The organism is Streptomyces sp. NPDC012769 (assembly GCF_042901205.1).
GTDB lineage: Bacteria > Actinomycetota > Actinomycetes > Streptomycetales > Streptomycetaceae > Streptomyces.
Map to the genome: position 1 here is coordinate 264,119 of NZ_JBIBCP010000005.1, position 24,240 is coordinate 288,358.

At 71.3% G+C, this 24,240-nt stretch carries 23 protein-coding genes and 1 tRNA gene; 11 read left to right on the top strand and 13 right to left on the bottom strand.

The genetic code is table 11. The annotated features are described in order from the left end of the window. Positions 1-29 precede the first annotated feature (29 nt). The 4 genes from ACFY7C_RS26415 to ACFY7C_RS26430 are packed head-to-tail and all read left to right on the top strand — an operon-like array spanning position 30 to position 2,706. Positions 30-191 carry a hypothetical protein gene (locus ACFY7C_RS26415; RefSeq protein ID WP_345486919.1) on the top strand — a complete coding sequence of 54 codons (162 nt, stop codon included), beginning with the start codon at positions 30-32 and terminating at the stop codon, positions 189-191. After that, positions 188-826, top strand: a complete 639-nt coding sequence (locus ACFY7C_RS26420) for an aminodeoxychorismate/anthranilate synthase component II (RefSeq protein ID WP_389654937.1) — start codon at positions 188-190, stop codon at positions 824-826. The genes ACFY7C_RS26415 and ACFY7C_RS26420 overlap by 4 nt, the downstream gene beginning before the upstream one ends. Then, entirely contained in the window at positions 823-1,986 is a 1,164-nt protein-coding gene (locus tag ACFY7C_RS26425; protein ID WP_389654939.1) for a class E sortase, read from the top strand. Before ACFY7C_RS26420 ends, ACFY7C_RS26425 begins: the two co-directional genes overlap by 4 nt. Before the next feature lie 42 nt (positions 1,987-2,028). Next, positions 2,029-2,706, top strand: a complete 678-nt coding sequence (locus tag ACFY7C_RS26430) for a class E sortase (protein ID WP_389654940.1) — start codon at positions 2,029-2,031, stop codon at positions 2,704-2,706. An 83-nt stretch (positions 2,707-2,789) separates the two neighbouring features. On the opposite strand, the gene pknB is transcribed toward ACFY7C_RS26430, so the two are convergent. The 6 genes from pknB to ACFY7C_RS26460 form a co-directional block, all read right to left on the bottom strand. Then, positions 2,790-4,751, bottom strand: coding sequence for a Stk1 family PASTA domain-containing Ser/Thr kinase (pknB, locus tag ACFY7C_RS26435; protein ID WP_389654942.1), 1,962 nt, complete (start codon positions 4,749-4,751; stop codon positions 2,790-2,792). Positions 4,752-4,991: 240 nt separating this feature from the next. Continuing rightward, the gene (locus ACFY7C_RS26440) at positions 4,992-6,458 is read right to left on the bottom strand and encodes a peptidoglycan D,D-transpeptidase FtsI family protein (protein ID WP_389654944.1); all 1,467 of its coding nucleotides are present in this window, start codon (positions 6,456-6,458) and stop codon (positions 4,992-4,994) included. Next, entirely contained in the window at positions 6,455-7,885 is a 1,431-nt protein-coding gene (locus ACFY7C_RS26445) for an FtsW/RodA/SpoVE family cell cycle protein (RefSeq protein ID WP_389654946.1), read from the bottom strand. The genes ACFY7C_RS26440 and ACFY7C_RS26445 overlap by 4 nt, the downstream gene beginning before the upstream one ends. A 28-nt stretch (positions 7,886-7,913) precedes the next feature. Next, the gene (locus ACFY7C_RS26450) at positions 7,914-9,401 is read right to left on the bottom strand and encodes a Stp1/IreP family PP2C-type Ser/Thr phosphatase (protein WP_389654948.1); all 1,488 of its coding nucleotides are present in this window, start codon (positions 9,399-9,401) and stop codon (positions 7,914-7,916) included. Between the two features lie 185 nt (positions 9,402-9,586). Then, positions 9,587-10,111: an FHA domain-containing protein gene (locus tag ACFY7C_RS26455; RefSeq protein WP_356694588.1), complete on the bottom strand. Its 525-nt coding sequence runs from the start codon at positions 10,109-10,111 to the stop codon at positions 9,587-9,589. Between the two features lie 10 nt (positions 10,112-10,121). Next, positions 10,122-10,988, bottom strand: a complete 867-nt coding sequence (locus tag ACFY7C_RS26460; RefSeq protein WP_389654951.1) for an FhaA domain-containing protein — start codon at positions 10,986-10,988, stop codon at positions 10,122-10,124. Positions 10,989-11,359: 371 nt separating this feature from the next. Between ACFY7C_RS26460 and ACFY7C_RS26465 the strand changes: the two genes are divergently transcribed. The 3 genes from ACFY7C_RS26465 (at position 11,360) to ACFY7C_RS26475 (ending at position 14,316) form a co-directional block, all read left to right on the top strand. Next, a tRNA-Leu gene (locus tag ACFY7C_RS26465) sits at positions 11,360-11,443 on the top strand. A gap of 296 nt (positions 11,444-11,739) precedes the next feature. Continuing rightward, positions 11,740-13,503 (top strand): sensor histidine kinase, encoded by a 1,764-nt coding sequence (locus ACFY7C_RS26470; protein WP_389655654.1) that lies wholly within the window; start codon positions 11,740-11,742, stop codon positions 13,501-13,503. Positions 13,504-13,644: 141 nt separating this feature from the next. Continuing rightward, a complete protein-coding gene (locus ACFY7C_RS26475) occupies positions 13,645-14,316 on the top strand; it encodes a response regulator (protein WP_389654953.1) in 672 nt (223 codons plus the stop codon). A gap of 88 nt (positions 14,317-14,404) precedes the next feature. Here ACFY7C_RS26475 and ACFY7C_RS26480 read toward each other — a convergent pair whose 3' ends face one another. Continuing rightward, a complete protein-coding gene (locus ACFY7C_RS26480; protein WP_389654955.1) occupies positions 14,405-14,887 on the bottom strand; it encodes a MarR family winged helix-turn-helix transcriptional regulator in 483 nt (160 codons plus the stop codon). A 110-nt stretch (positions 14,888-14,997) separates the two neighbouring features. Here ACFY7C_RS26480 and ACFY7C_RS26485 point away from each other — a divergent pair, with 110 nt between their 5' ends. From ACFY7C_RS26485 to ACFY7C_RS26500, 4 genes are all read left to right on the top strand, one after another. Beyond that, on the top strand, positions 14,998-16,056 hold the full coding sequence (locus ACFY7C_RS26485; protein WP_389655656.1) for a hypothetical protein: 1,059 nt from the start codon (positions 14,998-15,000) through the stop codon (positions 16,054-16,056). 173 nt (positions 16,057-16,229) lie between these two features. Then, entirely contained in the window at positions 16,230-17,708 is a 1,479-nt protein-coding gene (locus tag ACFY7C_RS26490; RefSeq protein WP_389654957.1) for a DUF2252 domain-containing protein, read from the top strand. Positions 17,709-18,033: 325 nt separating this feature from the next. Further along, positions 18,034-18,774: a hypothetical protein gene (locus ACFY7C_RS26495; protein WP_389655658.1), complete on the top strand. Its 741-nt coding sequence runs from the start codon at positions 18,034-18,036 to the stop codon at positions 18,772-18,774. A 70-nt stretch (positions 18,775-18,844) separates the two neighbouring features. Then, entirely contained in the window at positions 18,845-19,189 is a 345-nt protein-coding gene (locus tag ACFY7C_RS26500; RefSeq protein ID WP_389654959.1) for a rhodanese-like domain-containing protein, read from the top strand. A 58-nt stretch (positions 19,190-19,247) separates the two neighbouring features. On the opposite strand, the gene ACFY7C_RS26505 is transcribed toward ACFY7C_RS26500, so the two are convergent. The 6 genes from ACFY7C_RS26505 to paaA all read right to left on the bottom strand — a co-directional run bounded on the left by ACFY7C_RS26505 (position 19,248) and on the right by paaA (position 24,130). Continuing rightward, positions 19,248-20,381: an acyl-CoA dehydrogenase family protein gene (locus tag ACFY7C_RS26505; protein ID WP_389655659.1), complete on the bottom strand. Its 1,134-nt coding sequence runs from the start codon at positions 20,379-20,381 to the stop codon at positions 19,248-19,250. 92 nt (positions 20,382-20,473) lie between these two features. Continuing rightward, a complete protein-coding gene (locus ACFY7C_RS26510; protein WP_389654961.1) occupies positions 20,474-21,562 on the bottom strand; it encodes a 2Fe-2S iron-sulfur cluster-binding protein in 1,089 nt (362 codons plus the stop codon). Beyond that, the gene (paaD, locus tag ACFY7C_RS26515; RefSeq protein ID WP_389654963.1) at positions 21,563-22,084 is read right to left on the bottom strand and encodes a 1,2-phenylacetyl-CoA epoxidase subunit PaaD; all 522 of its coding nucleotides are present in this window, start codon (positions 22,082-22,084) and stop codon (positions 21,563-21,565) included. Continuing rightward, on the bottom strand, positions 22,078-22,803 hold the full coding sequence (paaC, locus tag ACFY7C_RS26520; protein ID WP_389654965.1) for a 1,2-phenylacetyl-CoA epoxidase subunit PaaC: 726 nt from the start codon (positions 22,801-22,803) through the stop codon (positions 22,078-22,080). Before paaC ends, paaD begins: the two co-directional genes overlap by 7 nt. Further along, positions 22,800-23,087, bottom strand: a complete 288-nt coding sequence (gene paaB / locus ACFY7C_RS26525; RefSeq protein ID WP_327375298.1) for a 1,2-phenylacetyl-CoA epoxidase subunit PaaB — start codon at positions 23,085-23,087, stop codon at positions 22,800-22,802. The genes paaC and paaB overlap by 4 nt, the downstream gene beginning before the upstream one ends. Then, complete coding sequence (paaA, locus tag ACFY7C_RS26530; protein ID WP_389654968.1) at positions 23,084-24,130, bottom strand: 1,2-phenylacetyl-CoA epoxidase subunit PaaA; 1,047 nt, start codon at positions 24,128-24,130, stop codon at positions 23,084-23,086. Before paaA ends, paaB begins: the two co-directional genes overlap by 4 nt. Positions 24,131-24,240: the final 110 nt, after the last annotated feature.

A 24,240-nucleotide genomic window follows, 5' to 3' on the forward strand; every position in this document is an offset into this window, starting at 1 on the left:
CGTAACGAACGGAAGGGGCGGCGGACGTCATGTACGGATGGATCTGGCGGCATCTGCCGGGCAACGCCCTCGTGCGGGCGCTGATCTCGGTCGTGCTGGTCCTCGCGGTCGTCTACGTCCTCTTCCAGTACGTGTTCCCTTGGGCGGAGCCCCTGCTTCCGTTCAACGATGTGACGGTGGACGGCCAGTGAGCGCGCGAATTCTCGTCGTCGACAACTACGACAGCTTCGTCTTCAACCTCGTTCAGTACCTCTACCAGCTCGGCGCCGAGTGCGAGGTCCTGCGCAACGACGAGGTGGAGCTCTCCCACGCCCAGGACGGCTTCGACGGGGTGCTCCTGTCGCCCGGGCCCGGCGCGCCCGAACAGGCCGGGGTCTGCATCGACATGGTGCGCCACTGCGCCGCCACCGGGGTGCCCGTCTTCGGCGTCTGCCTCGGCATGCAGTCGATGGCCGTGGCCTACGGCGGCGTCGTCGACCGGGCGCCGGAGCTGCTGCACGGCAAGACCTCCCTCGTCAGCCACGAGGGCAAGGGCGTCTTCACCGGCCTGCCCTCGCCGTTCACCGCCACCCGCTACCACTCGCTGGCCGCCGAGCCCGCCGCCCTGCCGGCCGAGCTCGAGGTCACGGCGCGCACCGAGGATGGCATCATCATGGGGCTGCGCCACCGCGAACTGCCGGTCGAGGGCGTGCAGTTCCACCCCGAGTCGGTGCTCACCGAGCACGGCCACCTGATGCTCGCCAACTGGCTGGAGCAGTGCGGCGACAAGGGAGCGGTCGCGCGGTCGACGGGACTCGCGCCGGTGGTGGGCAAGGCCGTCGCGTGACGGCCGGGTCGCCGTGGTTCCGGGCGACGAACCTGCCGGACGAGCCCGAGCCCCAGCCGATACCCGCCCCAGAGCCCGTACCGCAGCCGGCCGTTCAGCCGCTGTACGAGGCGGAGACGGCCGTCTACGAGGCGATACCGGGCCCGGACGCCTACCAGGACGCCTATCAGGGCACCCAGCCGCCCCAGGCCCCCCAGGAGGCGTACGAAGCCCTCCAGGAGCCGTACACGGCCCCGTACGCGCCTTCCTACGAGCAGCCGCAGCCCGAGCCGCCGCAGCCGGAGCCGCAGGAGCCGGACGACGGAACGATGGCGCTGCGGACCGTCGTCGAGCAGGCAGCCGCGCCGCTGCCCGGCCCCGGGCGGGCCGAACGGCGTCGCGCCGCCAAGCGCAAGGGCCGCGGCGCCGCCCCCGAGCCGGCCGCGCCCGCGCGGACGACCGCGCCGCTCTCCCGCGTGGAGGCCCGCCGTGCCGCCCGCGCCGCCAAGGACAGCGTCGGCGTGGTGCTCAGCCGTGTCGTCGGCGAACTGTTCATCACCTTCGGCGTCGTCATGCTGCTGTTCGTCACCTACCAGCTGTGGTGGACCAACGTCCGCGCCGGCCAGGAGACCGACAAGGCCAAGGAGCGGATCGAGAACTCCTGGTCGCAGGACGACCGCAAGCCGGGCGCCTTCGAACCCGGCGAGGGCTTCGCCATCATGTACATCCCGAAGCTGGACGTCGTCGTCCCCGTCGCCGAGGGCATCGACAAGAACAAGGTCCTCGACAAGGGCATGGCCGGCCACTACGCCGACGGCAGCCTCAAGACGGCCATGCCCTCCGACAAGCAGGGCAACTTCGCCGTCGCCGGACACCGCAACACCCACGGCGAACCGTTCCGGTACATCAACCGCCTCGTACCCGGCGACCCGATCGTCGTCGAGACCCGCGACGCCTACTACACGTACGAGATGGCCAGCATCCTGCCGCAGACCTCGCCGTCGAACGTCGCCGTGATCGACCCCGTACCGAAGGGCTCCGGCTTCACGGAACCCGGCCGTTACATCACGCTGACGACCTGCACGCCGGAGTTCACGAGCACGTACCGCATGATCGTGTGGGGAAAGCTCGTCGAGGAACGCCCGCGCAGCAAGGGAAAGCCGGACGCGCTCGTAGGCTGACCCCCACGACCGAGACCACCCACACCTCGACGGGACGACCTAGTGGCACGTGCGCGTAACCGGATCGCCGGGATCATCAGCGTCTTCGGTGAACTCCTCATCACCGCCGGCCTGGTCCTCGGCCTCTTCGTCGTCTACTCGCTGTGGTGGACCAACGTCCTCGCCGACCGGGCCGCCGACAAGGACGGCGACCAGGTCCGCGACCAGTGGGCCGACAGCGGCCCCGGCGCGCTCGACACCAAGGACGGCATCGGCTTCCTGCACGTGCCGGCCTTCGGCGGCGACGAGGTGCTGGTGAAGAAGGGCACCGACTCCGAGACCCTCAACAACGGTGTCGCCGGCTACTACACCGAGCCCGTGAAGTCCGCCCTGCCCCAGGACAAGCAGGGCAACTTCACCCTCGCCGCGCACCGCGACGGGCACGGCGCGAAGTTCCACGACATCCACAAGCTGCAGACCGGCGACCCCATCGTCTTCGAGACCAAGGACACCTGGTACGTCTACAAGGTCTTCAAGGCCCTCCCGGAGACCACCAAGTACAACGTGGACGTCCTCCAGCCCGTGCCCAAGGAGTCCGGGAAGACCAGGCCGGGCCGCTACATCACCCTGACGACCTGCACCCCGATGTACACCTCGGACTACCGCTACATCGTGTGGGGCGAACTGGAGCGCACCGAGAAGGTCGACGCCGCCCGCACCCCGCCGGACGAGCTGCGGTAGCCAGCACGGCAGCCACCGTCCCGACGACATGGGTAAGCCCCGGCATCCAGGATGCCGGGGCTTACCCATGAGGACGTGCGGCTCTAGTCGAACCAGCCGCCGCCGTTGCCGCTCTTCTCGGTCTTCACGTTGACCGCCTGGTTCGGCTGACCGGGCGTGCCCGGCATCGGGTCCTGCTGCCGGACGCGGGCGTCGCCGTCGGAGGAACCGTCGACGCTGCCCAGCTGGTAGCCGTTGGCGGCGAGCGTCGCGCGGGCCTCGTCGAGGGTCTGGCCGACGATGAACGGCACCGGCTGCGCCGTCTGCTGCGGGCCCTTGGAGACCTTCAGCGCGATCTGCACGTCCTTGGGCTGGTCCGTGTTGCCGTTGGGGCTCTGCCCGATGACCGTGCCCGCCGGCTGGTCGGAGTCCACGTCCTGCCGGGCCACGTTCTCGAAGCCCAGCAGCTTGAGGTCCTGGACCGCCTGGTCGTAGGAACGACCGGTGACGTCCGGCAGACGCGACTTCTCCTTCTTCGCCACGGTGATCGTGACCTCGGAGTTCTTCTCCGCCTTCGAACCGCCGTCGGGGCTCTGGCTCAGCACCCGGCCCGGCTCCTGGTCGGACTCCTCGTACTTCACGGTGACCTTGAAGCCCTTGGCGCGCAGCTGCTCCTCGGCACTCGCCTGCTGCTTCTCCGTGACGTCCGGCACCTCGATCTGCGGGGCACCCTCGGAGATCACCACGGAGATCGTCTCGCCGACGTCCATCTTCGCCGTGCCGTCCGCCACCGGCACCTGGCTGCAGATCGCGCCCTTCGGCTGGTCACAGCGCTCGGTGCCGGACTGCGCCACCTTGACCTGCGAGTTCTGCGCGAGGCCTTCGGCTTCCTTCAGCGTCTTGCCGACGAGCAGCGGCACCGGCACCTGGTCCGTGCTGTCCTTGGACTTGAACACCGCCTGGCCGATGAGGATCGCGCCGACCAGCACCAGGATGCCCGCGAGGACCAGCAGGATCGTCGAGGTGTTCGACTTCTTCTGGCGTCGGCGGGCCGGGCGGTCGTCGTAGCCGTAGCCGCCCTCGTCCGGGTTCATCGGCGGCAGCATCGTGGTCTGGCCCGCCGGGTCGGCCTGGCGCAGCGCGGCCGTCGGCTGGTCCTCCGGCGGATAACCGCCGTAGCCCCCGCCGTACCCGACCGCACCCATCGCGGCGGTCGCGGCGACCGGCTGCCCGTCCAGGCACGCCTCGATGTCCGCGCGCATCTCGTCGGCGGACTGGTAGCGGTAGTCGGGGTCCTTGACCAGCGCCTTCAGGACGATCGCGTCCATCTCCGGCGTGATCTCGGGGTCGAAGACGCTCGGCGGCTGCGGCTCCTCCCGCACATGCTGGTAGGCGACGGCGACCGGCGAGTCGCCGATGAACGGCGGCCGGACCGTCAACAGCTCGTACAGCAGACAGCCGGTGGAGTACAGGTCGGAGCGGGCGTCGACCTGCTCGCCCTTGGCCTGCTCGGGAGACAGGTACTGGGCCGTGCCGATCACCGCGGCGGTCTGCGTCATGGTCATGCCCGCGTCGCCCATGGCGCGCGCGATGCCGAAGTCCATGACCTTGACCTGACCGGTGCGGGTCAGCATGACGTTCGCCGGCTTGATGTCGCGGTGCACGATGCCGGCGCGGTGCGAGTACTCCAGCGCCTGCAGGATGCCGACGGTCATCTCCAGCGTGCGCTCGGGCAGCAGCTTGCGCCCGGAGTGAAGCAGCTCACGCAGGGTCGAGCCGTCGACGTACTCCATCACGATGTACGGGATGGACACACCGTCGACGTAGTCCTCGCCGGTGTCGTAGACCGCGACGATCGCCGGGTGGTTGAGCGAGGCGGCGGACTGGGCCTCACGGCGGAACCGGGCCTGGAAGGACGGGTCACGGGCGAGGTCCGCCCGCAAGGTCTTCACGGCGACGGTGCGGCCGAGCCGGGTGTCGTGCGCGAGGTACACCTCGGCCATGCCACCACGGCCGAGCACCGAGCCCAGCTCGTACCGGCCGCCGAGGCGACGCGGCTCTTCCATAGCTTCTCCAGCCCTCTCCGTCTGTCCCGACCGCACCCGTGTGTGGTCCGGCGGTGTGTGCTGTTCGCGCATACGCTACCGGCCGCGGGAAGGCACTTCGTCCGCCGACCGCCACCTGATACCCGACCGGTATCCGGCCCTGCCCGCCGACGATCACGCCGACGATCACGGCGTCGGCACCACCGGCGACACCACCGGCGACACCGGTGGCGACACCGGCGGCGATCCCGCTCCGGAAGATCAGCTCCTGCTCTTCAGCACCGCCTTCATCACGGCCTTCGCGATCGGGGCCGCCAGGCCACCACCGCTGATGTCCTCGCGGTCCGTGCCCTCCGAGTCCTCGACGATCACGGCCACCGCGACCGGGGAACCCTGGTCGGTCTTGGCATAGGAGATGAACCACGCGTAAGGACGCTTGGCGTTCTTCTCGCCGTGCTGGGCCGTACCGGTCTTGCCGCCGACCTTCACGCCGTCCATGCCCAGGTCGGCCTTGCCGCCGGTGCCGTTCTCGACGACGTTCTCCATCATCGTCTGGAGCAGCTGCGCGTTCTCCGGCGAGACCGGGCGGCTCAGCTCCTCCGGCTCGTTCTGCTTGATGACGTCGAGGTTCGGCGCCACCAGCTTGTCGACCATGTACGGCTTCATCAGCTTGCCGTCGTTGGCGATCGCCGCCGTCACCATGGCCATCTGCAGCGGCGTGGTGGCCGTGTTGAACTGGCCGATCGACGACAGCGCGTTGCCACCGCGGTCGGCCTTCTTGTCGTAGACCGAGGCGACGGCGCGGACCGGCGTGAACTGCTCGGAGTTGAAACCGAACTTCTCCGCCATCTCGGCCATCTTGTCCCGGCCGACGTCGTCACCGAGCTTGGCGAACACCGAGTTGCAGGAGATCCGCAGCGCTTCGTTCAGGCTGGCGTTGGCACAGCCGCCCGAGTGGTTCTTCATCGGCACCGTGGACAGCGGGATCTTCCAGCCCTCGGGGGTGTCCGTCGCCGCGTTGATGTCCTTGACCGCGCCGTTCTCCAGCGCCGCCGCGGCCGTGACCACCTTGAACACGGAGCCGGGCGGGTAGATCTCGCGCAGCGCCCGGTTCAGCTTCGGCTTGTTCTTGTCCTTCTCCAGCGCCTGCCACGCCTTGGCGTCCGCGTTGTGGTAGCCCGCGAAGGACGCCGGGTCGTACGACGGCGTCGAGGCCAGCGCGAGGATCTTGCCCGTCGACGGCTCGATCGCGACGACCGCGCCCGTCTTCGAACCCAGCCCCTTGAACGCGGCCTTCTGCGCCGCGCCGCTCAGGGTGGTGACGACGTCGCCGCCCTTCTTCTTCTCGCCGGTGAACATCGCCAGCGTGCGGTCGAAGAACAGCCGGTCGTCGTTGCCGGTGAGGATGCCGTCCTCGATCTTCTCGATCTGGCTGGCGTCGAAGGCCTGCGAGGCGTAACCCGTCACCGGCGCCCACATGGGGCCGTCCACGTAGGTCCGCTTGAACTTGTAGAAGTTGTCCTGGGAATCGATCGAGCCCGTGATCGGCTTGCCGTCCACGATGATGTTGCCGCGCTCGCTGGCGTAGCGCTCGATCGTGACCCGCTTGTTCTTCGGGTGGGCGTTCAGCTCGTCGGCGCGCACGTACTGGAGCCAGTTGTCCCGCACCAGCAGGGCGAAGATCAGCAGGCCGCAGAAGATCGCGACACGGCGCAGCGGCTTGTTCACGGACGGACCACCTGCGTCATCTCGGCGTCGGGGTTCGGGGCGGGGGAGGGCGCGGGGCGGCGCGCGGTGTCGCTGATACGGATCAGCACGCCGATCAGCGCCCAGTTGGCGATCACGGACGAACCACCGTAGGCGAGGAACGGCATCGTCATACCGGTCAGCGGGATGAGGCCCATCACACCGCCGGCGACGACGAAGACCTGCAGCGCGAACGCGCCCGACAGGCCCATCGCGAGCAGCTTGCCGAAGGGGTCGCGGGCCGCGAGGGCGGTGCGCACACCGCGCTCGATGATCAGCCCGTAGAACAGCAGGAAGACCATCACACCGGTCAGGCCGAGCTCCTCGCCGACGGTGGCGAAGATGAAGTCGGAGTTCGCGGCGAAGCCGATGAGGTCGGAATTGCCCTGGCCCATGCCGGTGCCGAGGATGCCGCCGGAACCGAAGGACATCAGCACCTGGGACATCTGGTCGCAGGCGGCCGCCATGTTCGACTGCTCCGGGGCCGTCTTCAGGCACTCGAAGGGATCGAGCCAGGCGGCCACACGCGACTGGACGTGGCCGGCGGTGGAACCGACCACCACGGCGCCCGCGGTCGACATCAGCAGACCCATGACGACCCAGCTGGTCCGCTCCGTCGCCACGTACAGCATGATCACGAACATGCCGAAGAACAGCAGTGACGTTCCGAGGTCGTTCTCGAAGACCAGGATCATCAGGCTGATCGCCCAGATCGTCAGGATCGGGCCCAGGTCACGGCCACGCGGCAGATACAGCCCCATGAAGCGACGGCTGGCCAGCGCCAACGCGTCGCGTTTCACCATCAGATAGCCGGAGAAGAACACGGCCAGGACCAGCTTCGCGAACTCACCGGGCTGGATCGAGAAACCACCGACGTTGATCCAGATCTTGGCGCCGAAGACATCCGTGCCGAGGCCGGGGACGAGCGGCAGCAGCAGCAGCACGAGGGCGGCCGCCATCGAGATGTACGTGTAGCGCTGCAGGACCCGGTGGTCCTTCAGGAGCAGCAGCACACCCACGAACATGGCGATGCCGATCGCCGAGTACAGCATCTGGTTCGGGGCGTCGGGACTGAAGGTCTTGTACCGGGCGATGATGCGCGGCGACTGGTCAAGACGCCAGATCAGCACAAGCCCCATGCCGTTCAGCAGCGTCGCCAGCGGCAGCAGCAGCGGATCCGCGTACGGCGCCCACTTGCGCACCACGAGGTGCGCGACGCCCGCGAGCAGGCCGAGCCCCAGCCCGTATCCCGCCATGCCCGGCGGCACCTTCCCGTCGATCGCCAGACCGACGTTGAGGTACGCGAACACCGGGATGGCGACGGCGAACGCCAGCAGCGCCAGCTCGGTGTTCCGGCGGCTCGGCGCCTCGATGGCGCCGATGGTGGTCGTGTTGGTGACAACGCTCATGGTGGTGAAAGGCCCCCTACGGGTCTGCTTACTGCTTGCCGCAGTTCGAGGCCAGCTTCTGCTCCTCCGAGGACAGGGTGGGCCCGGGGGACGGCGCGGCTGTGGTCGGCTTGGGGTTCGGCGCCGCGGAACCGTCCGTCGACGGCGGCGGCGTGCTCGCCTTGTCCGCCGCGTCCGCGGCGGCCTTCTGGCGCTGTTCGGTCTTCTTGCAGGCCGACGCCTGCACCGCCAGCTCGGCGATCTTCGTCTGCGCCTTGGCGAGGCTGCCGCCCGCGATCGTGTCCTCGACCTGCTTGCGCTGGTACGCCGGCAGGTACTTGAGTTCGATCTCGGGATGGTCCGCCTCGACCTCCGACAGCTTCAGCCAGGCGAGATCCTGGCTGATGCCCCGGTACAGCGCCACGTGCTCGTCCTTCGTGCCCACGTAGTACTGCGTCTGCGTCCAGCGGTACCCGCCGTACAGACCGCCGCCGATCACGCCGAGCGCCAGCAGGAGGAAGAAGGAGCGCTTGATCCACTTGCGGCCCGTGCGCGGCTTCACGAAGTCGTCCTCCGCGTACGCGCCGAAGGAACCCTGCGGCGGCATCCCGCCGTAGCCGTGGTCGTCGCCACTGCCGGGCGGGCCGAAACCACCCGCCGGCGGCTGCTGGTGCGGCGCCGGCCGGCCGAGCCCCGCCGCGCGGCCCGCGGGCGTGTGCATCGCGCCGCCGTCGTGCAACTGCGCCTGGTTCTCGGCGACCGCGCCCACGATCACCGGGGTGTCGCTGAGGTGGCCGGCGAGGGTGTCGCCGCCGTCGACGTCGAGGACGTCGGCGACGATCACCGTGATGTTGTCCGGGCCGCCGCCGCGCAGCGCGAGCTGGATCAGCTCCTGCACGGTCTCCTGCGGCCCCTGGTAGCTGGCGAGGGTCTCCTCGAGCGTCTGGTGCGACACCACGCCCGACAGGCCGTCGGAGCAGACCAGATAGCGGTCGCCGGCCCGCACCTCGCGGATCGACAGGTCGGGCTCGACATGGTCGCCACTGCCCAGAGCGCGCATGAGGAGCGATCTCTGCGGGTGGGTGGTGGCCTCCTCCTCGGTGATCCGGCCCTCGTCGACGAGCCGCTGCACCCAGGTGTGGTCCTGCGTGATCTGGGTGAGCACGCCGTCGCGCAGCAGATACGCCCGCGAGTCGCCGACGTGCACGAGACCGAGGCGCTGCCCCGTCCACAGCAGGGCGGTGAGCGTCGTGCCCATGCCCTCCAGCTGGGGGTCCTCCTCGACCATCATCCGCAGCTGGTCGTTGGCGCGCTGCACCGCCGTACCGAGCGAGGTGAGGATGTCGGAGCCGGGGACGTCGTCGTCGAGCGTCACCAGGGTGGAGATCACCTCGGACGAGGCGACCTCACCGGCGGCCTGGCCGCCCATGCCGTCGGCGATCGCGAGCAGCCGCGGACCGGCGTAACCCGAGTCCTCGTTGCCCTCGCGGATCATGCCCTTGTGCGAGCCCGCGGCGAAACGCAGTGACAAGCTCATGCCCACCTGCCCTGTCGGCGCCGCCTCGGGGTGCCGCCGGTCTCGAGCCACACTGCCCACCCTCCGGTCGGGAGCCCGTACCCGCCCCGGCCCGCTGCCCGGGCCGCCGCGCGGTCCTCGGGGCGGCCCGTCGTGGGGACCGTCCCGGCGCGCTCGCTCCGCTCGCGCTCATTCATGATGTAGCACTACTTCCGAAGCTCGATGACGGTCTTGCCGATGCGGATCGGCGCGCCCAGCGGAATCGGTGTGGCGGTGGTGAGGCGGGTCCGGTCGAGATACGTGCCGTTGGTGGACCCGAGGTCCTCGACGATCCACTGACCGTCCCGGTCCGGGTAGATCCTGGCGTGCCTGCTGGAGGCGTAGTCGTCGTCCAGCACGATCGTCGAGTCGTGGGCGCGGCCCAGCGTGATGGTCTGCCCCTGGAGGGCGACCGTCGTGCCGGTGAGGGTGCCCTCGGAGACGACGAGCTTGGTCGGGGCGCCGCGGCGCTGCCGCCCGCCGCCCGCGGCCTGCTGGCCGCCCCGCTGCTGCGGAGGCGCGGCGGGCTGGCGCCCGCCCTGCTGCGGGCGCGCTTCCTGGCGCCGCGAACCGCGCTGGGTGACCCGCGTGCCGAACAGGTCGCTACGGATGACCTGGACGGCCACGATGACGAACAGCCACAGAACGGCCAGGAAACCCAGCCGCATGACCGTCAGGGTCAGCTCTGACATTGCCCCCGCTTCACCCTTCGGCTTGCCGGTAAACGATGGTGGTGCTGCCCACGACGATCCGCGAGCCGTCGCGGAGCGTAGCGCGGGTGGTGTGCTGCCCGTCCACCACGATGCCGTTGGTGGACCCGAGATCCGCGATCGTCGAGGGCGTTCCGGTCCGGATCTCGCAGTGCCGGCGCGAGACGCCGGGATCGTCGATCCTCACGTCCGCGTCGGTGCTGCGGCCGAGGACCAGGGTCGGGCGGGAAATCTGGTGACGGGTGCCGTTGATCTCGATCCAGCGGCGGACCTGCCCGCCGGCCGCCCCGGGCACGGGCGCCGGACCACCGGGCCGGGCCGCGGCCGTCGGACGGTGACCGGGCATCGCCGGGGCACCCGGCGGCGGGGCCGCGGGCATCGGCGGGGCACCGGCCGGCGGGTAGCCGTAGCCGCCGCGGGGCGGCTGCTGGTGACCCTGGCCGGGATGCTGGGCGCCGCCGGCGGCGGGCTGCGGCTGTGACGTACTCGACGCGAGCGTACGGCTGCGCACCCGGTACAGACCGGTGTCGAGGTCGTCGGCCTTCTCCAGATGGACCTTGATCGGGCCCATGAAGGTGTACCGCTGCTGCTTGGCGTAGTCCCTGACCAGGCCGGCGAGCTCGTCGCCGAGCTGGCCCGAGTAGGGGCTGAGGCGCTCGTAGTCCGGCGCGCTCAGCTCCACGATGAAGTCGTTGGGGACGACCGTCCGCTCGCGGTTCCAGATCGTCGCGTTGTTGTCGCACTCGCGCTGGAGCGCGCCGGCGATCTCGACGGGCTGGACCTCGGACTTGAAGACCTTGGCGAAGGTGCCGTTGACCAGACCTTCGAGTCGCTGCTCGAACCGCTTCAGGACTCCCATGGGGCACCTCCTCCGTCGTTGTCGTCCTGGTACTGCTTACTGATCGTATCCACGCGTCGGGAAATCGGCTGGTTCCCCTTCTCTGCCCTGTGGACGAGTGTCACCTCTCACAGACCTTCCGCGGGCCTTCTCCCCAGGGATCGTAGAGGCGGCCTGTGGACAGTGTCCCGCACCCGGGACCGGAGCAGGAGTGCCCCATGCGTCACCTCTCCGTTCCGCTCGCCGCACCGCCCGTTCCCTCTTCCCTCTCTCCTCCACCGTCGGAGAGGGGTCGAAACAACGGATGTGAATCCGCCGTCTCCGACGTGCTAATCTTCAGATGTCGCCAGGCGAACGCACCGAAAGGTGAGGGAGCCCGGAGACCACCCAATGCGCGGGTGGCGGAATAGGCAGACGCGCTGGATTCAGGTTCCAGTGCCCGAAAGGGCGTGGGGGTTCAACTCCCCCCTCGCGCACAAGACGGAAGCCCCGTAGGTCGATGACCTACGGGGCTTCTGCGTGTGCCCGGGCGGGACGTGGGGGCGGGGTGCCGGAGGGCGCGGCGCGGGGGCGGGGTGCGACCTTCGTCGGTGGGGGCCGAGACGAAAGAGGACGGCGGCCGGTTCGCGGCCGCGCCTATCGTGCGAGCGTGGAAGCTCCTACGAAGATCCGGGCCGTGAGGACCTGGCTCGCCGCCGGGTGGCGCTGGTTCGCGGTGCCGGGGCAGTGGTCGCGGCGCAGGACCGCGGGCGAGGCGGTGCTCGCCGTCGTCATGGCGCTGCTGGCCGCCGGCACCGAGGACCTCCTCGGCGGGGAGGGCTGGGCGCTCGCGGGCGTCGCCCTGGCCTCGGCCGTGCTGTCGGTGCTGCGGCGCCGGCTGCCCGTGACCGCGCTCGTCGTCACGTCGTTCCTCGCCCCGTTCCTGCCGGGCTTCCTGGCGCTGCTGATCCTCGTCGGCTGGTCGGCGGGCCGTTACATCCCGGGAGCCGGCCGGGCCCTGGCCGCGGGAACCGCCGCGTACGTACTGAACATCGCCGGCACGGTCATCGAGATGTGGGACGGGCACCGGATCCTGACGGTGACGTTCATCTCGACGCTCTACTTCCTGGCGACGACGCTCGCCCCCGGGCTCGCCCACCGCTACTGGGCCCAGCGCAGGACGCTGCTGCACGCGCTCCAGGAGCGCAACGTCCAGCTGCTGCGGGAGCGGGCGATGATCGTGGGTCAGGCCAGGATGCGGGAGCGCCAGCGGATCGCGCAGGACATGCACGACAGCCTCGGCCACCAGCTGGCGCTGATCTCCGTGCACACCGGCGCCCTGGAGGTGGATCCCCATCTGACCGATCGCCAGCGGGAGGTGGTGGCGGTCCTGCGGAACGCGTCCGTGGACGCCATGCACGAGCTGCGGGAGGTCGTCGGCATCCTGCGTGACGGGGTCGAGGCCCCGGACGAGGGGCCGGGTGCCCCGGTGGGGCGGCCCGGCGACGAGACGGGGCGGGCGGCGCGGGGGACCGCCGGCATCGAGGGGCTCGTCACGGCCGCCCGGTCCGCCGGGACCACGATCGGCCTGACCCGGCGCGGCGAGGCGCGGGCGCTCGCGCCGGCCGTCGACCACGCCGCGTACCGGATCGTCCAGGAAGGCCTGACGAACGCCTACAAGCACGCGCCCGGCGCCCCGATCACCGTGGAGGTGCGCTACGAGCCGGACGCGTTCGTCGTCGAGGTCCTGAACGAGGACGCGGCCGAACGGCCCGCCGAGGTCGTCAGCGGCGGGCAGGGACTGACCGGGCTGCACGAGCGGGCCCGGCTCGTCGGCGGCATCGTCCACGCCGGCCCCGCCGACGGCGGTGGCTTCCGGGTCGCCGGAGTCCTGCCGTACGGGGCGGTGGAGGCGGCTCCCTACGTGGACCCGTACGCCGATCCGTCGGCGGACGCGGCGGCCGCCCAGGGGGGCACCGTGCTGCCGCACCTGGTCCCCTACGCACTGCCGTACGCCGTCCCGCATGCCGTCCCGCACGCCGCGTCTTTCGTCGATGCGGCCGACGACTTCCGGCAGCAGTCGAAGAAGGGCCCGCGAGGCCACCGTGGTCGGGTCGCAGTCGGACCGTCCGACTGGACGGTGACGGAGCGGGAGCTGGCGATGGCGATGCAGGCGGGCAGGGGCAGGAGCACGGGCGGCGGGATAGCGCTGGGCTGCGGGATCGCGTTCGCGGCGCTCGTGCTGCTGCTGGTCGCGGGCGGTTTCGGCATCTACTTCCTGATGGGCTCGATGTCGAAGGGCATGATCGACCCGGCCGAGTACGACGCCGTCAAGGTCGGTCAGAGCGAGAAGGAGGTCCGCGACCGACTTCCTTCGGGCGACACCATCACCACGACCGGTCTGCACGGCAAGGGCCCCGCGGAGCCCGAGGGATCGAAGTGCCTGGTGCTGATGAGCTCGGAGGTGGGGGAGACCATCGAGGCCGAACCCGTTTTCCGGTTCTGCTTCAAGGACGGCAAGCTGATCGAGAAGAAGTCGTACGACGTCGTGCGCTAGGGCGGTCGGCGCCCGGGCGCCGGGTACGGGCCCCGACGGGGGGCGTGGCCGGTTCGTACCGCGAGCCGTTGGGGAGAGGCTGTGACAGGGGTCGGGGCAGGGACCGGAGCAGGGGCCGAGGCACGGGCAGGTGCGGGTGCGATGGCCGCCGCCGGGGCGGAGCGGCGGATCAGAGTCGTGGTCGCCGACGACGAGCCCTTGATCAGAGCCGGAATCCGGATGATCCTCACCTCGGATCCGCAGATCGAGGTCGCCGCCGAGGCCACCAACGGCCGCGAGGCCATCGACCTGGCCCGCGCCCACGCGGCGGACGTGGTGCTGCTCGACATCCAGATGCCCGTGCTCGACGGGCTCTCCGCCCTGCCCGAGCTGCGCCGGGCCGCGCCGTCGACGAAAGTGATCGTGCTGACGACCTTCGGCGAGCGGGAGAACGTGCTGCGCGCCCTCGAGCACGGCGGAGCCGGGTTCCTGCTGAAGGACACCGCGCCGGCCGAGCTGATCCGCGCCGTGCGGGCCGCCGCCGCGGGTGACGCCTATCTCTCCCCCGCCGCCACCCGCCATGTGGTCGAGCAGCTCGCCTCGGGCCGCGAGGCGGCGCGCGCCGAGGAGGCGCGGCGGCGGCTGACCGCGCTCAGCGAGCGGGAGCGCGAGGTGCTCGCGCTGCTCGGGGAGGGACTCTCCAACGCCGACGCGGGCCGGCGGCTGCACATGAGCGAGGCCACGGTGAAGACGTATGTGAGCCGGATCCTGGCCAAGCTGAACTGCGAGAACCGGGTGCAGGCGGCGCTGCTGGCCCGCGACGCCCGGCTGTAGGGGCGGGCTCGGGCTGGTGGGCCGGCTCGGGCTGGTGGCCCGGCTCCGGCTGTAGGGGCGCCGGGGGAAGCCGTCCGGGGACCGTGCGTCAGGGCCTGGGGTGCGGGGCGGCGGGGGAGGCGGGGGCGGTCGGCAGGCCGGTGTCGCCCGCCGCGTTGTAGCGGAGCAGATAGGCCGCGAACGCGGCGAGGTCCTCGGCCGACCAGTCCTTGAGGCGTTCCTCGTACGCGGCGAGTCGGCTGGCCTGGGTGGCGGCGAGGACCTGCCGGCCCGCCTCCGTCGGGTGCAGCACCTGCACCCGGTGGTCGTCCGGGTCGGGCCGCCGCTCGACCAGGCCGAGCTTCTCCAGGGCGCCGATCTGGCGGCTGACCGTCGACTTGTCCAGCAGGTAGTGGGCCGCGAGGTCCGTGGCCCGGCAGCCCTGCCGGTCGTCGATGTGGGCCAGGAGCGTGTACGAGACCAGCGACAGCTCCGGGTGGAGCCGGGCCGCGGCGGCCCGCGCCCGGCGGGCGAAGGCCGTCAGTTCCCGCTGGATGGTGTCGAGGGACGTCTCCCGCGCGCCGTCGCTCATGGTGCGCTCCTTGTCGCCGCGGGCCGGGCCTCGTCGGCTGGCCGGACCTTCACTTGCAGTTGTATAGTACAACGGTTATGTAGTTGTAAAAGCCAACCATGGAGGTTCAGGTGTCCGCCGGACCGACCACCAAGGGAGCACTGCGCCACGTCCTCGGCCACCTGCTCACCCCCCTGCTGATGTGCATCGGCATGGGCCTCGCCTACCTCGGCGCCTTCCACGCCCCCGAACCCCACGACCTGCGCGTCGACATCGTCGGCTCCGGCCCCCAGGCCCAGGTCCTCGCCCAGACCCTCCAGGACAAGAGCGCCGGCGCCCTCGACGTCCGCACCGTCCCCGACCGCGCCACCGCCACCGCCGCCCTGCGCGACCGGGCCAGCTTCGGCGCCTACATCCCCGGCGAAGCCACCGACACCCCCGAACTCCTCGTCGCCTCCGCCTCCTCCGACACCAGCGCCATGGCCGTCGAGAAGGTCTTCACCAAGGTCGCCGCCACCGACGGACACCCGCTCCAGGTCACCGACGTCGCCCCCGTCGCCTCCGGCGACCCCACGGGACAAGGCATCTTCTTCCTCCTCGTCGCCCTCAGCATCGGCTCCTACGCCTCCGTCGCCGTCATCGGCGGCGCCGGAGCCGTCCTCCCCATGCGCACAAGGGCCCTCCTCGCCGCGGGCATGTCCCTCGTCGTCAGCCTCATCGGCACCGTCTTCGCCGGACCCCTCTTCCACCTCGTCGACCACGGCCTCGGCGGCCTCTGGGCCCTGTCATGGCTCTACAGCGCCGGCATCCTGCTGATCGGCGTCGGACTCCACACCTTCCTCAAGCGCTGGACCACCCTCGGCGTGATGGTGCTGTTCGTGATGCTCAACTTCACCAGCTCCGGCGGCATCTACCGGCCCGAACTCCAGCCCGGCCTCTTCGGCTCGCTGCACGCCTTCTGGAACGGCGCCGGATTCGTCGAAGGCGTCCGAGGCCACGTCTACCTCGACGGCAACGCCCTCGGCGGCAACGTCCTCGTGCTCACCCTCTGGCTCCTCGCCGGCCTCGCCCTCACCGTCACCGCCGGCCGCGCCGAAGCCCGCCGCCACCCCGCCGCGGCCCCCGCCGCGGAAAAGCGGGCCCAGGCCGACGAAGCCGAGGAGGAAATGGAGGAGGCGGTCGCCGTCTGACCCACCCGGGCCCCGGCCGAGCACGCTCTCAACGGGCCACGGGGAGTTGTCCACAGGCCGTTGTCCACAGGGGGAGACGGCCTCGTGGACCCGGCGGTACCGTCATGGCCAGCCGACGCAGTTGATGTTGGCAGCACGGTCAACAGGACGAGGAACGGCGGGGGAGGACGTCCATGGACGACACCAGGACAGCGGCGGTACCGGGACAACGCGACCACGCGGCGGACAGCGAGCCCGCGGCCGACGGTTTCGCCCGCCTGCCGCACGTACCCGGCTTCGCCCGGCGCGCCGCCGACGGAGCCGCCGCCACCGCCCGACGGCGCGGCAAGGAAATCCGGCAGGACCTCCCCCGCTCCGCCCACGCCACCCTCACCCCCGCCCACGACCGCCCCGACGCCATCAGCGCCGTCGAGGAGTCCAACCGCGGCCGGGTCCCCGAACTCACCCCCATCAGAGTCGGCAGGATGGCCGCCAGCCCCTTCGCCTTCCTCCGCGGCGCCGCCGGCCTCATGGCCCACGACCTCGCCGACTCCCCCGTCACCGGCATCGCCGCCCAGATCTGCGGCGACGCCCACGCCGCCAACTTCGGCCTCTACGGAGACGCCCGCGGCCGGCTCGTCATCGACCTCAACGACTTCGACGAAACCGTCGTCGGCCCCTGGGAATGGGACCTCAAACGGCTCGCCACCTCCCTCGTCCTCGCCGGACGCGAAGCCGGCGCCGACGAGGACACCTGCCGGGCCGCGGCCTTCGACACCGCAGGCGCCTACCGGCGCACCATGCGCCTGCTCGCCCGGCTCCCCGCCCTCGACGCCTGGAACGCCATCGCCGACGAGGAACTCGTCTCCCACACCGACGCCCGCGACCTCATAGGCACCCTCGAACGGGTCTCGGCCAAAGCCCGCAACAACACCAGCGCCCGCTTCGCCGCCCGCTCGACCGAGGCCATACCCGCCACCGAAGGCGGCGGCAGACGCTTCGTCGACGCACCACCGGTACTGCGCCGCGTCCCCGACGCCGAGGCGGCCGCCGTCGCCGCCTCCCTCGGCCCCTACCTGGAGACCGTCTCCGAGGACCGGCTTCCGCTGCTCGCCCGGTACGCCATCCATGACGTGGCCTTCCGTGTCGTCGGCACCGGCAGCGTCGGCACCCGCTCCTACGTGGTGCTGCTGCTCGACCACCGGGGCGAGCCCCTCGTCCTCCAGGTCAAGGAGGCCCGCCCCTCGGCGCTGCTGCCCCACCTGAAGACCGTCGGCTTCCCCACGGGCGACACCGGGCACGAAGGGCGCCGTGTGGTGCTCGGGCAGAAGCGGATGCAGGTGGTCAGCGACATCCTGCTCGGCTGGACCACGGTCGACGGGCGGCCCTTCCAGGTCCGCCAGTTCCGCAACCGCAAGGGCAGCGTCGACCCGGCCGCGCTCACCGCCGACCAGTTCGACGACTACGGCCGCATGACCGGCGCCCTGCTCGCCCGCGCCCACGCCCACAGCGCGGACCCGCGGCTGATCGCCGGCTACTGCGGAAAGAACGAGGAGCTCGACGAGGCCGTCGCGTCCTTCGCCGTCGCCTACGCGGACCGCACCACCGCGGACCACGCCGACCTGCTGTCGGCGATCCGCTCCGGTCGCATAGCGGCGGAACAGGGCGTCTGAGACAACGGGCGACAACGAGGGGGAGGGTGGGAGGGGGGAGGGGGAGGGAGGGGGGAGCCCCCCCGGAGGAGGGACCGTAGGCTGGACGGGACGAGCCGGAACGAGGACGTGGACGGGCGTGGACGTGAGCGTGGACCAGGGCGTGGGTGGCGGGTCCGAGGAGCGGCCCGAGGCTGAGCGGCCGGACGGTGAGCGGCCTGAGGGCGTGCGGCCCGACGACGTACGGGCCGAGGACGCGCAGGCCGGGGACGTACGGGCGGAGGAAGCGCGGCCCGAGGACGTACAGCCTGAGGGGGAGCGGCCGGAGGCGCGGCTTGATCAGGCGGTGCGGGTGGCCGAGCAGGCTCTGATCGAGTTCGAGATCGCCGTGGAGACCTTCCGGGTCGAGGTGGAGAACTTCTCCCGTCTGCACCATCAGAAGCTCGGCCCGATGTACGCCCGGCTCGACGAGCTGGACGCGCAGATCGCGGAGGCCAGGGCGGCGCGTACCGGAGACCCGGAGGATGTGCGGCGGGCGCAGGAGGCGCGGGCCGCGGTCATGCCGATGCCCGGGGTGGAGGAGCTGTTCCACGACTGGGTCGACTCCGACGGTCTGTCCGCGGAGGCCGCGGCGATGCTGACGGACCGGCCGGTGCAGCCGCCGAAGCGGGTGCGGCCGTCCGACGAGGCCCGCAGGCTGTATCGGGAGCTGGCGCGCAAGGCGCATCCGGATCTCGCGCGGGAGGAGGACGAGCGCCGGCGGCGCGAGGAGTTCATCACGCGGGTGAACGTGGCCTATGCCCGTGGGGACGAGGGGCTGCTGCGGGAGCTGTCCGAGGAGTGGGCGGCGGGGCCGGTGCCGGAGGCGCGGCGGAGCGAGGCCGAGGAGCTCTACGCGCGTCTGGAGTGGCTGGCGCAGCGCAAGGAGATGCTGTCGGTGGTCGCGCGGGAACTGGAGGAGAGCGCGATCGGCGCGATGCTGCGGATGGCGCCGGACGATCCGGATCGGCTGCTCGAGGAGATCGCCGAGCAGTTGCTCGCGCAGGTCGCCGAGCGTGAGGCGGAGCTCGCGTCGCTCGTGGCGTAGGCCGGGTGCAGTAGGTTCGATGGTGTGCGCCCGTGGGGGCGCGGAGTTTTCGAGAGAGAAGGCCTGGTCCATGAATTTCGCCCCGCTGCCGTCCGTCGACGTGGCTTCGGTGCCGGCCGATGCCCTGGTGCTGGATGTCCGTGAGGACGACGAGTGGGCGGCCGGTCATGTCGAGGGCGCGCTGCACGTTCCGATGAGCCAGTTCGTGGCGCGGTTCGGTGAGGTCACCGAGGCCGTGGCGGAGGGGCGGCGGGCGTTCGTGATGTGCCGGGTGGGTGGCCGTTCCGCGCAGGTCACGCAGTATCTGGTGGGTCAGGGCATCGACGCGGTGAACGTGGACGGCGGGATGCTGGCCTGGGATGGTGCCGGGCGTCCGATGGTGACGGACGACGGAAGCCCGGCGTACGTGCTGTAGGTCCGCTGCGGGTCCCCTGGCGCCTGTGGTCTGCGGGTCCGCGTCTGCGGTCTGCGGGTCAGGCGAGGGGGTGGGCGGCGAGCAGGTCGCCGAGTTCTTCCTCGTGGGCGGCGGCGGGGCCGAGTGAGAGTTCGAGGTGCTTGGCCCAGGCGTGGTAGCGGTGCAGGGGGTAGTCGGTGTCGGCGCCGAACCCGCCGTGGAGGTGCTGGGCGGTCTGGACGACGCGGCGTACGCCTTCGGCTGCCCAGATCTTGGCGACGGCGATGTCGCCCGTGGCGGGGAGTGGGCCGCCGGCGTCGGTGGTGAGGCGCCAGGCGGCCTGCCAGAGGGTGACTTCCATGGCGCGCAGGTCGATGTAGCGGTCGGCTGCCTGGACGGCGACGGCCTGGAAGGTGGCCACGGGGTGGCCGAACTGTTCGCGTTTTCCGGTGTACTGGCTGGTCATGGTCAGGACCTGTTCGCCGAGGCCGAGGGCGAGGGCGCAGGTTCCGGTGGTGAGGAGTGCGTGGAGTTCTTCCCAGGCGCCTTCGGTGTCGATGACGTCGGTGGGGTCGAGGTGGACGTCGTCGAGGTGGAGTGCGGCGAGGAGCTCGCCGTGGGTGGCGTACTGGTCGGCCAGGGTGAGGCCGGGGTGGGTGCGGGGCAGCAGGGCGAGGACGGTGTTGCCGTCGGGGGTGTGTGCGGGGACGGCGATGCGGTCGGCCTGGTGGGCCCAGGGGACGGCGCTGGTGTGGCCGTCGAGGGTCCAGCCGGTGGTGTCGCGGTGGGCGGTGACGGCGAGGGGGGCCGGGTCGTGGCCGGTGCGGCCGTGGGCGGCGGCGGTGAGGACGAGTTCGCCGCGGGTGACGCGGGGCAGCAGGGCGTCGGCGGTCCCGGCGGGGGCGTGGTGCTGGAGGGTGAGGGCGACCGCGCTGGTTTCGAGGAGTGGGACGCGGGCGAGGGCGCGGGCTGATTCGCGCAGCACGAGGCAGAGGGCGATGGCGTCGAGTCCGGCGCCGCCGTGGGCGGGGTCGAGGACGAGGCCGAGCAGGTCGGTGTCGGCGAGGCGGGCCCAGAGGGCGCGGTCGAAGTCGTCGGCGACCGCGCCCGGGGTGAGGGCGGGGCTGGGGACGGCGTCGGGTGGGACGTCGGCGAAGACGGCTTTGGCCGTTTCGGTGGCCGCGTGCTGTTCTTCGGTGAAGGTGAAGTCCACTGTCCTGCCCCTCCCGGTGGTGCCCGCTGCGATCTGACGGATCGTCAAGATAGAACAGGTTCTACCGGAAGGGAATGGGCGGGCGAGGCCGGTCAGCGGTCGAAGTCGAGCTCGACCTCCGGTGTGGCGGGGTGGGACTGGCAGGCCAGCACATAGCCGGCGTCGGTCTCCTCGGGTTCCAGGGCGAAGTTGCGGTCCATCCGCACGTCACCGGAGACGAGGAAGGCGCGGCAGGTGCCGCACACTCCGCCCTTGCAGGCGTACGGGGCATCTGCCCGGGCGCGCAGCACGGTTTCCAGGAGCGTCTCGCCCTGCTGGACGGGCCAGTTGCCGGACCGGCCGTGCAGGGTGGCGGTCAGGGTGGCGTGCGCGGGTGCGTCGGTCGTGGGGGCCGGGGCGGGGGCGGAGCCGCCGTCGACGTGGAAGATCTCCTGGTGGACGCGGCCGCGGTCGACGCCGAGGCCGCGCAGGGCCTGTTCGGCGTTCTGCACGAGGCCGAAGGGGCCGCACAGGAACCAGCCGTCGATCTCGCCGACCGGGAGGAGCGTGGGCAGCAGGCTGGTGAGTCGCTCGCGGTCGAGGCGCCCGGAGGGGAGGCCCGACTGCTGTTCCTCGCGGGAGAGCACGGTGACCAGCTGGAAGCGGTCGGGGAAGCGGTCCTTGAGGTCGGCGACGTCGTCGAGGAACATCGTGGAGGCCGCGGTGCGGTCGCTGCGGACGAGGCAGAACCGTGCCTCGGGTTCGCGGGCGAGCAGGGTGGCGGCCATCGACAGGACCGGCGTGATGCCGCTGCCGCCGACGACGGCCGCGAAGTGGCCGGGGCGCGGGGCGAGGACGAACCGGCCCATCGGCTCCATGACCTCGACGGTGTCGCCTACGGCGAGCTCCTTGAGGGCGTAGGTGGAGAACTCACCGCCGTCGACGAGGCGGATGCCGACGCGCAGGACGGGCGTCTCGCCCTCGCCGGCGGCGGGGGCGCAGATCGAGTACGTGCGGCGGATCTCCGTGCCGTCCGGTCCGGTGCGGCGCAGGGCGAGGTGCTGGCCGGGGGTGTGGCGGAAGGCGTCGTGCAGCTCGGCCGGGACGGCGAAGGTGACGGCCACGGAGTCGTCGGTGAGCTGCTCGACCTCGCTCACCCGGAGCGGATGGAACCCGGCCCGTGCGGCGCTGGGGGACGGCATCTACAACTCCTTGAAGTGGTCGAACGGTTCGCGGCAGGCGGTGCAGCGGCGCAGTGCCTTGCACGCGGTGGAGGAGAAGCGGCTGAGGAGTTCGGTGTCGGTGGAGCCGCAGTGGGGGCAGCGGATCGCCAGGGTGAGCGGGACCGGGCCGCCGGCCGGGCCGGGGCCCTGGGGGCGGGGCGGTGCGATGCCGAACTCGGCGAGTTTGCGGCGGCCTTCCTCGGTGATGTCGTCCGTCGACCAGGCGGGGCTGAGGACGGTGACGACGGACACCTCGGGCACGCCGTGCTGGTGGAGGGCGTGCTCGATGTCGGAGGACATCGCCTCGATGGCCGGGCAGCCGGTGTAGGTGGGGGTGAGCTCGACCTCGACCCGGCCGGGGCCGTGGACGTGGACCCCGCGGACGACGCCGAGTTCGGCGAGGGTGAGGACGGGCAGCTCGGGGTCGGGGACGGCGCCGGCGATCCGGGCGAGTTCCTCTTCGAGCGGGGTGGGGGCCGTGGTCGGCGTGCCGGTCACCATGACGCCCCCGGGTGGCTGCGGTGCAGGTGCTGCATCTCGGCGAGCATGCGGCCGAAGGACTCCGTGTGCAGTCCCTGGCGGCCGGCGCCGGCGCTCCAGGCCCCGGTGCGCGGGCCGGAGGGGACGGTGAGGGTGGCCTTGTCGAGGACGGCGGTGACGGAGTCGAGCCAGGCGCGCTCCATCGCCTCCATGTCGAGGTCCAGGCCGTCGAGGGGCTGGAACAGCTCGCCGGTGTACCGCCACAGGGCGTCGCAGGCGTGCTGCATCCGGCTGTGGCTCTCGTCGGTGCCGTCGCCGAGGCGCAGGGTCCAGTGCTCGGCGTGGTCCTGGTGGTAGGCGACTTCCTTGACGGCCTTGGCGGCGAGTCCGGCGAGGGGGCCTTCGGTGGCGGCGAGCCGCCCGTACAGAAGGCGCTGGTAGGTGGAGAAGTACAGCTGGCGGGCGATGGTGTGGGCGAAGTCGCCGTTGGGCTTTTCGACGAGCTGGCAGTTGCGGAAGGCGCGCTCTTCGCGGAGGTAGGCGAGTTCGTCCTCGTCACCGACGAGGGAGAGCAGGATGCGGGCCTGGCCGAGGAGGTCGAGCGCGATGTTGGCGAGGGCGACCTCCTCTTCGAGGACGGGGGCGCTGCCGGCCCACTCCCCCAGGCGCTGGGCGAGGACGAGGGCGTCGTCGCCGAGGGCGAGCGTCGCGGCCGGGACGGTGGTGGTGGGACCGGTCACAGGTGCTTCACCCCGTCCGGGATCTCGTAGAAGGTCGGGTGGCGGTAGGGCTTGTCCGCGGAGGGCTCGAAGAAGGGGTCCTTCTCGTCGGGCGAGGAGGCGGTGATCGCGGTGGAGGGGACGACCCAGATCGACACGCCCTCGTTGCGCCGGGTGTAGAGGTCGCGGGCGTTGCGCAGGGCCATCTCGGCGTCCGGGGCGTGCAGGCTGCCGGCGTGGGTGTGGGACAGTCCGCGGCGCGAGCGCACGAACACCTCCCACAGCGGCCATCCGTCGGTGGTCATGCGCGTGCCTCCCCGTCCTGGTGCTGTCCGGCCCGGTGCTGTCCGGCCTGGTCGCCGGTGGTGTTCCCGGTGTGCTTCTGGTGCTTCTCCGCGTACGCCGCGGCGGCGTCCCTGACCCAGGCGCCGTCCTCGTGTGCCTGGCGGCGCTTGGTCAGCCGCTGCTCGTTGCAGGGGCCGTTGCCCTTGAGGACGTCCCAGAACTCGGCCCAGTCGATCGGGCCGAAGTCGTAGTGCCCGCGCTCCTCGTTCCACTTCAGGTCGGGGTCGGGGAGGGTGAGGCCGAGGCTCTCGGCCTGGGGGACGGCGATGTCGACGAAGCGCTGGCGCAGCTCGTCGTTGGAGTGGCGCTTGATCTTCCACGCCATCGCCTGGGCGGAGTGGGTCGACTCGTCGTCCGGCGGGCCGAACATCATCAGCGAGGGCCACCACCAGCGGTTCACCGCGTCCTGGGCCATGGCGTGCTGGGCCTCGGTGCCGCGGGAGAGGGCGAGCAGTGCCTCGTACCCCTGGCGCTGGTGGAAGGACTCCTCCTTGCAGACCCGGACCATCGCGCGGGCGTACGGCCCGTAGGAGCAGCGGCAGAGGGGGACCTGGTTGGTGATGGCGGCGCCGTCGACGAGCCAGCCGATGGCGCCGACGTCGGCCCAGGTCAGCGTGGGGTAGTTGAAGATCGACGAGTACTTCTGGCGGCCGGAGTGGAGCTTGTCGAGGAGCTCGTCGCGGCTGGCGCCGAGGGTCTCGGCCGCGCTGTACAGATACAGGCCGTGGCCGGCCTCGTCCTGGACCTTGGCCATGAGGATCGCCTTGCGCCGCAGGCTGGGCGCGCGGGTGATCCAGTTCGCCTCGGGCTGCATGCCGATGATCTCGGAGTGGGCGTGCTGGGCGATCTGGCGGATCAGGCCCGCCCGATAGGCGTCGGGCATCCAGTCGCGGGGCTCGATGCGCTCGTCGGCGGCGACGGCGGCGTCGAACACCGCTTCGAGGGCGGCCCGGGACGCCTCCGTCTCCGCTGTCGCTGTCGTCTCTGCCGTACCTGCGGTCATCGGACCCCCTACCGACCGATCGTTCGGTTGAATGACTTCAATGGTCGTTCGGCGGCCCGTATGGTGTCAACCCTGTGGATAACTGCCGAGGTGTGAGCGGGAGCGGGGCG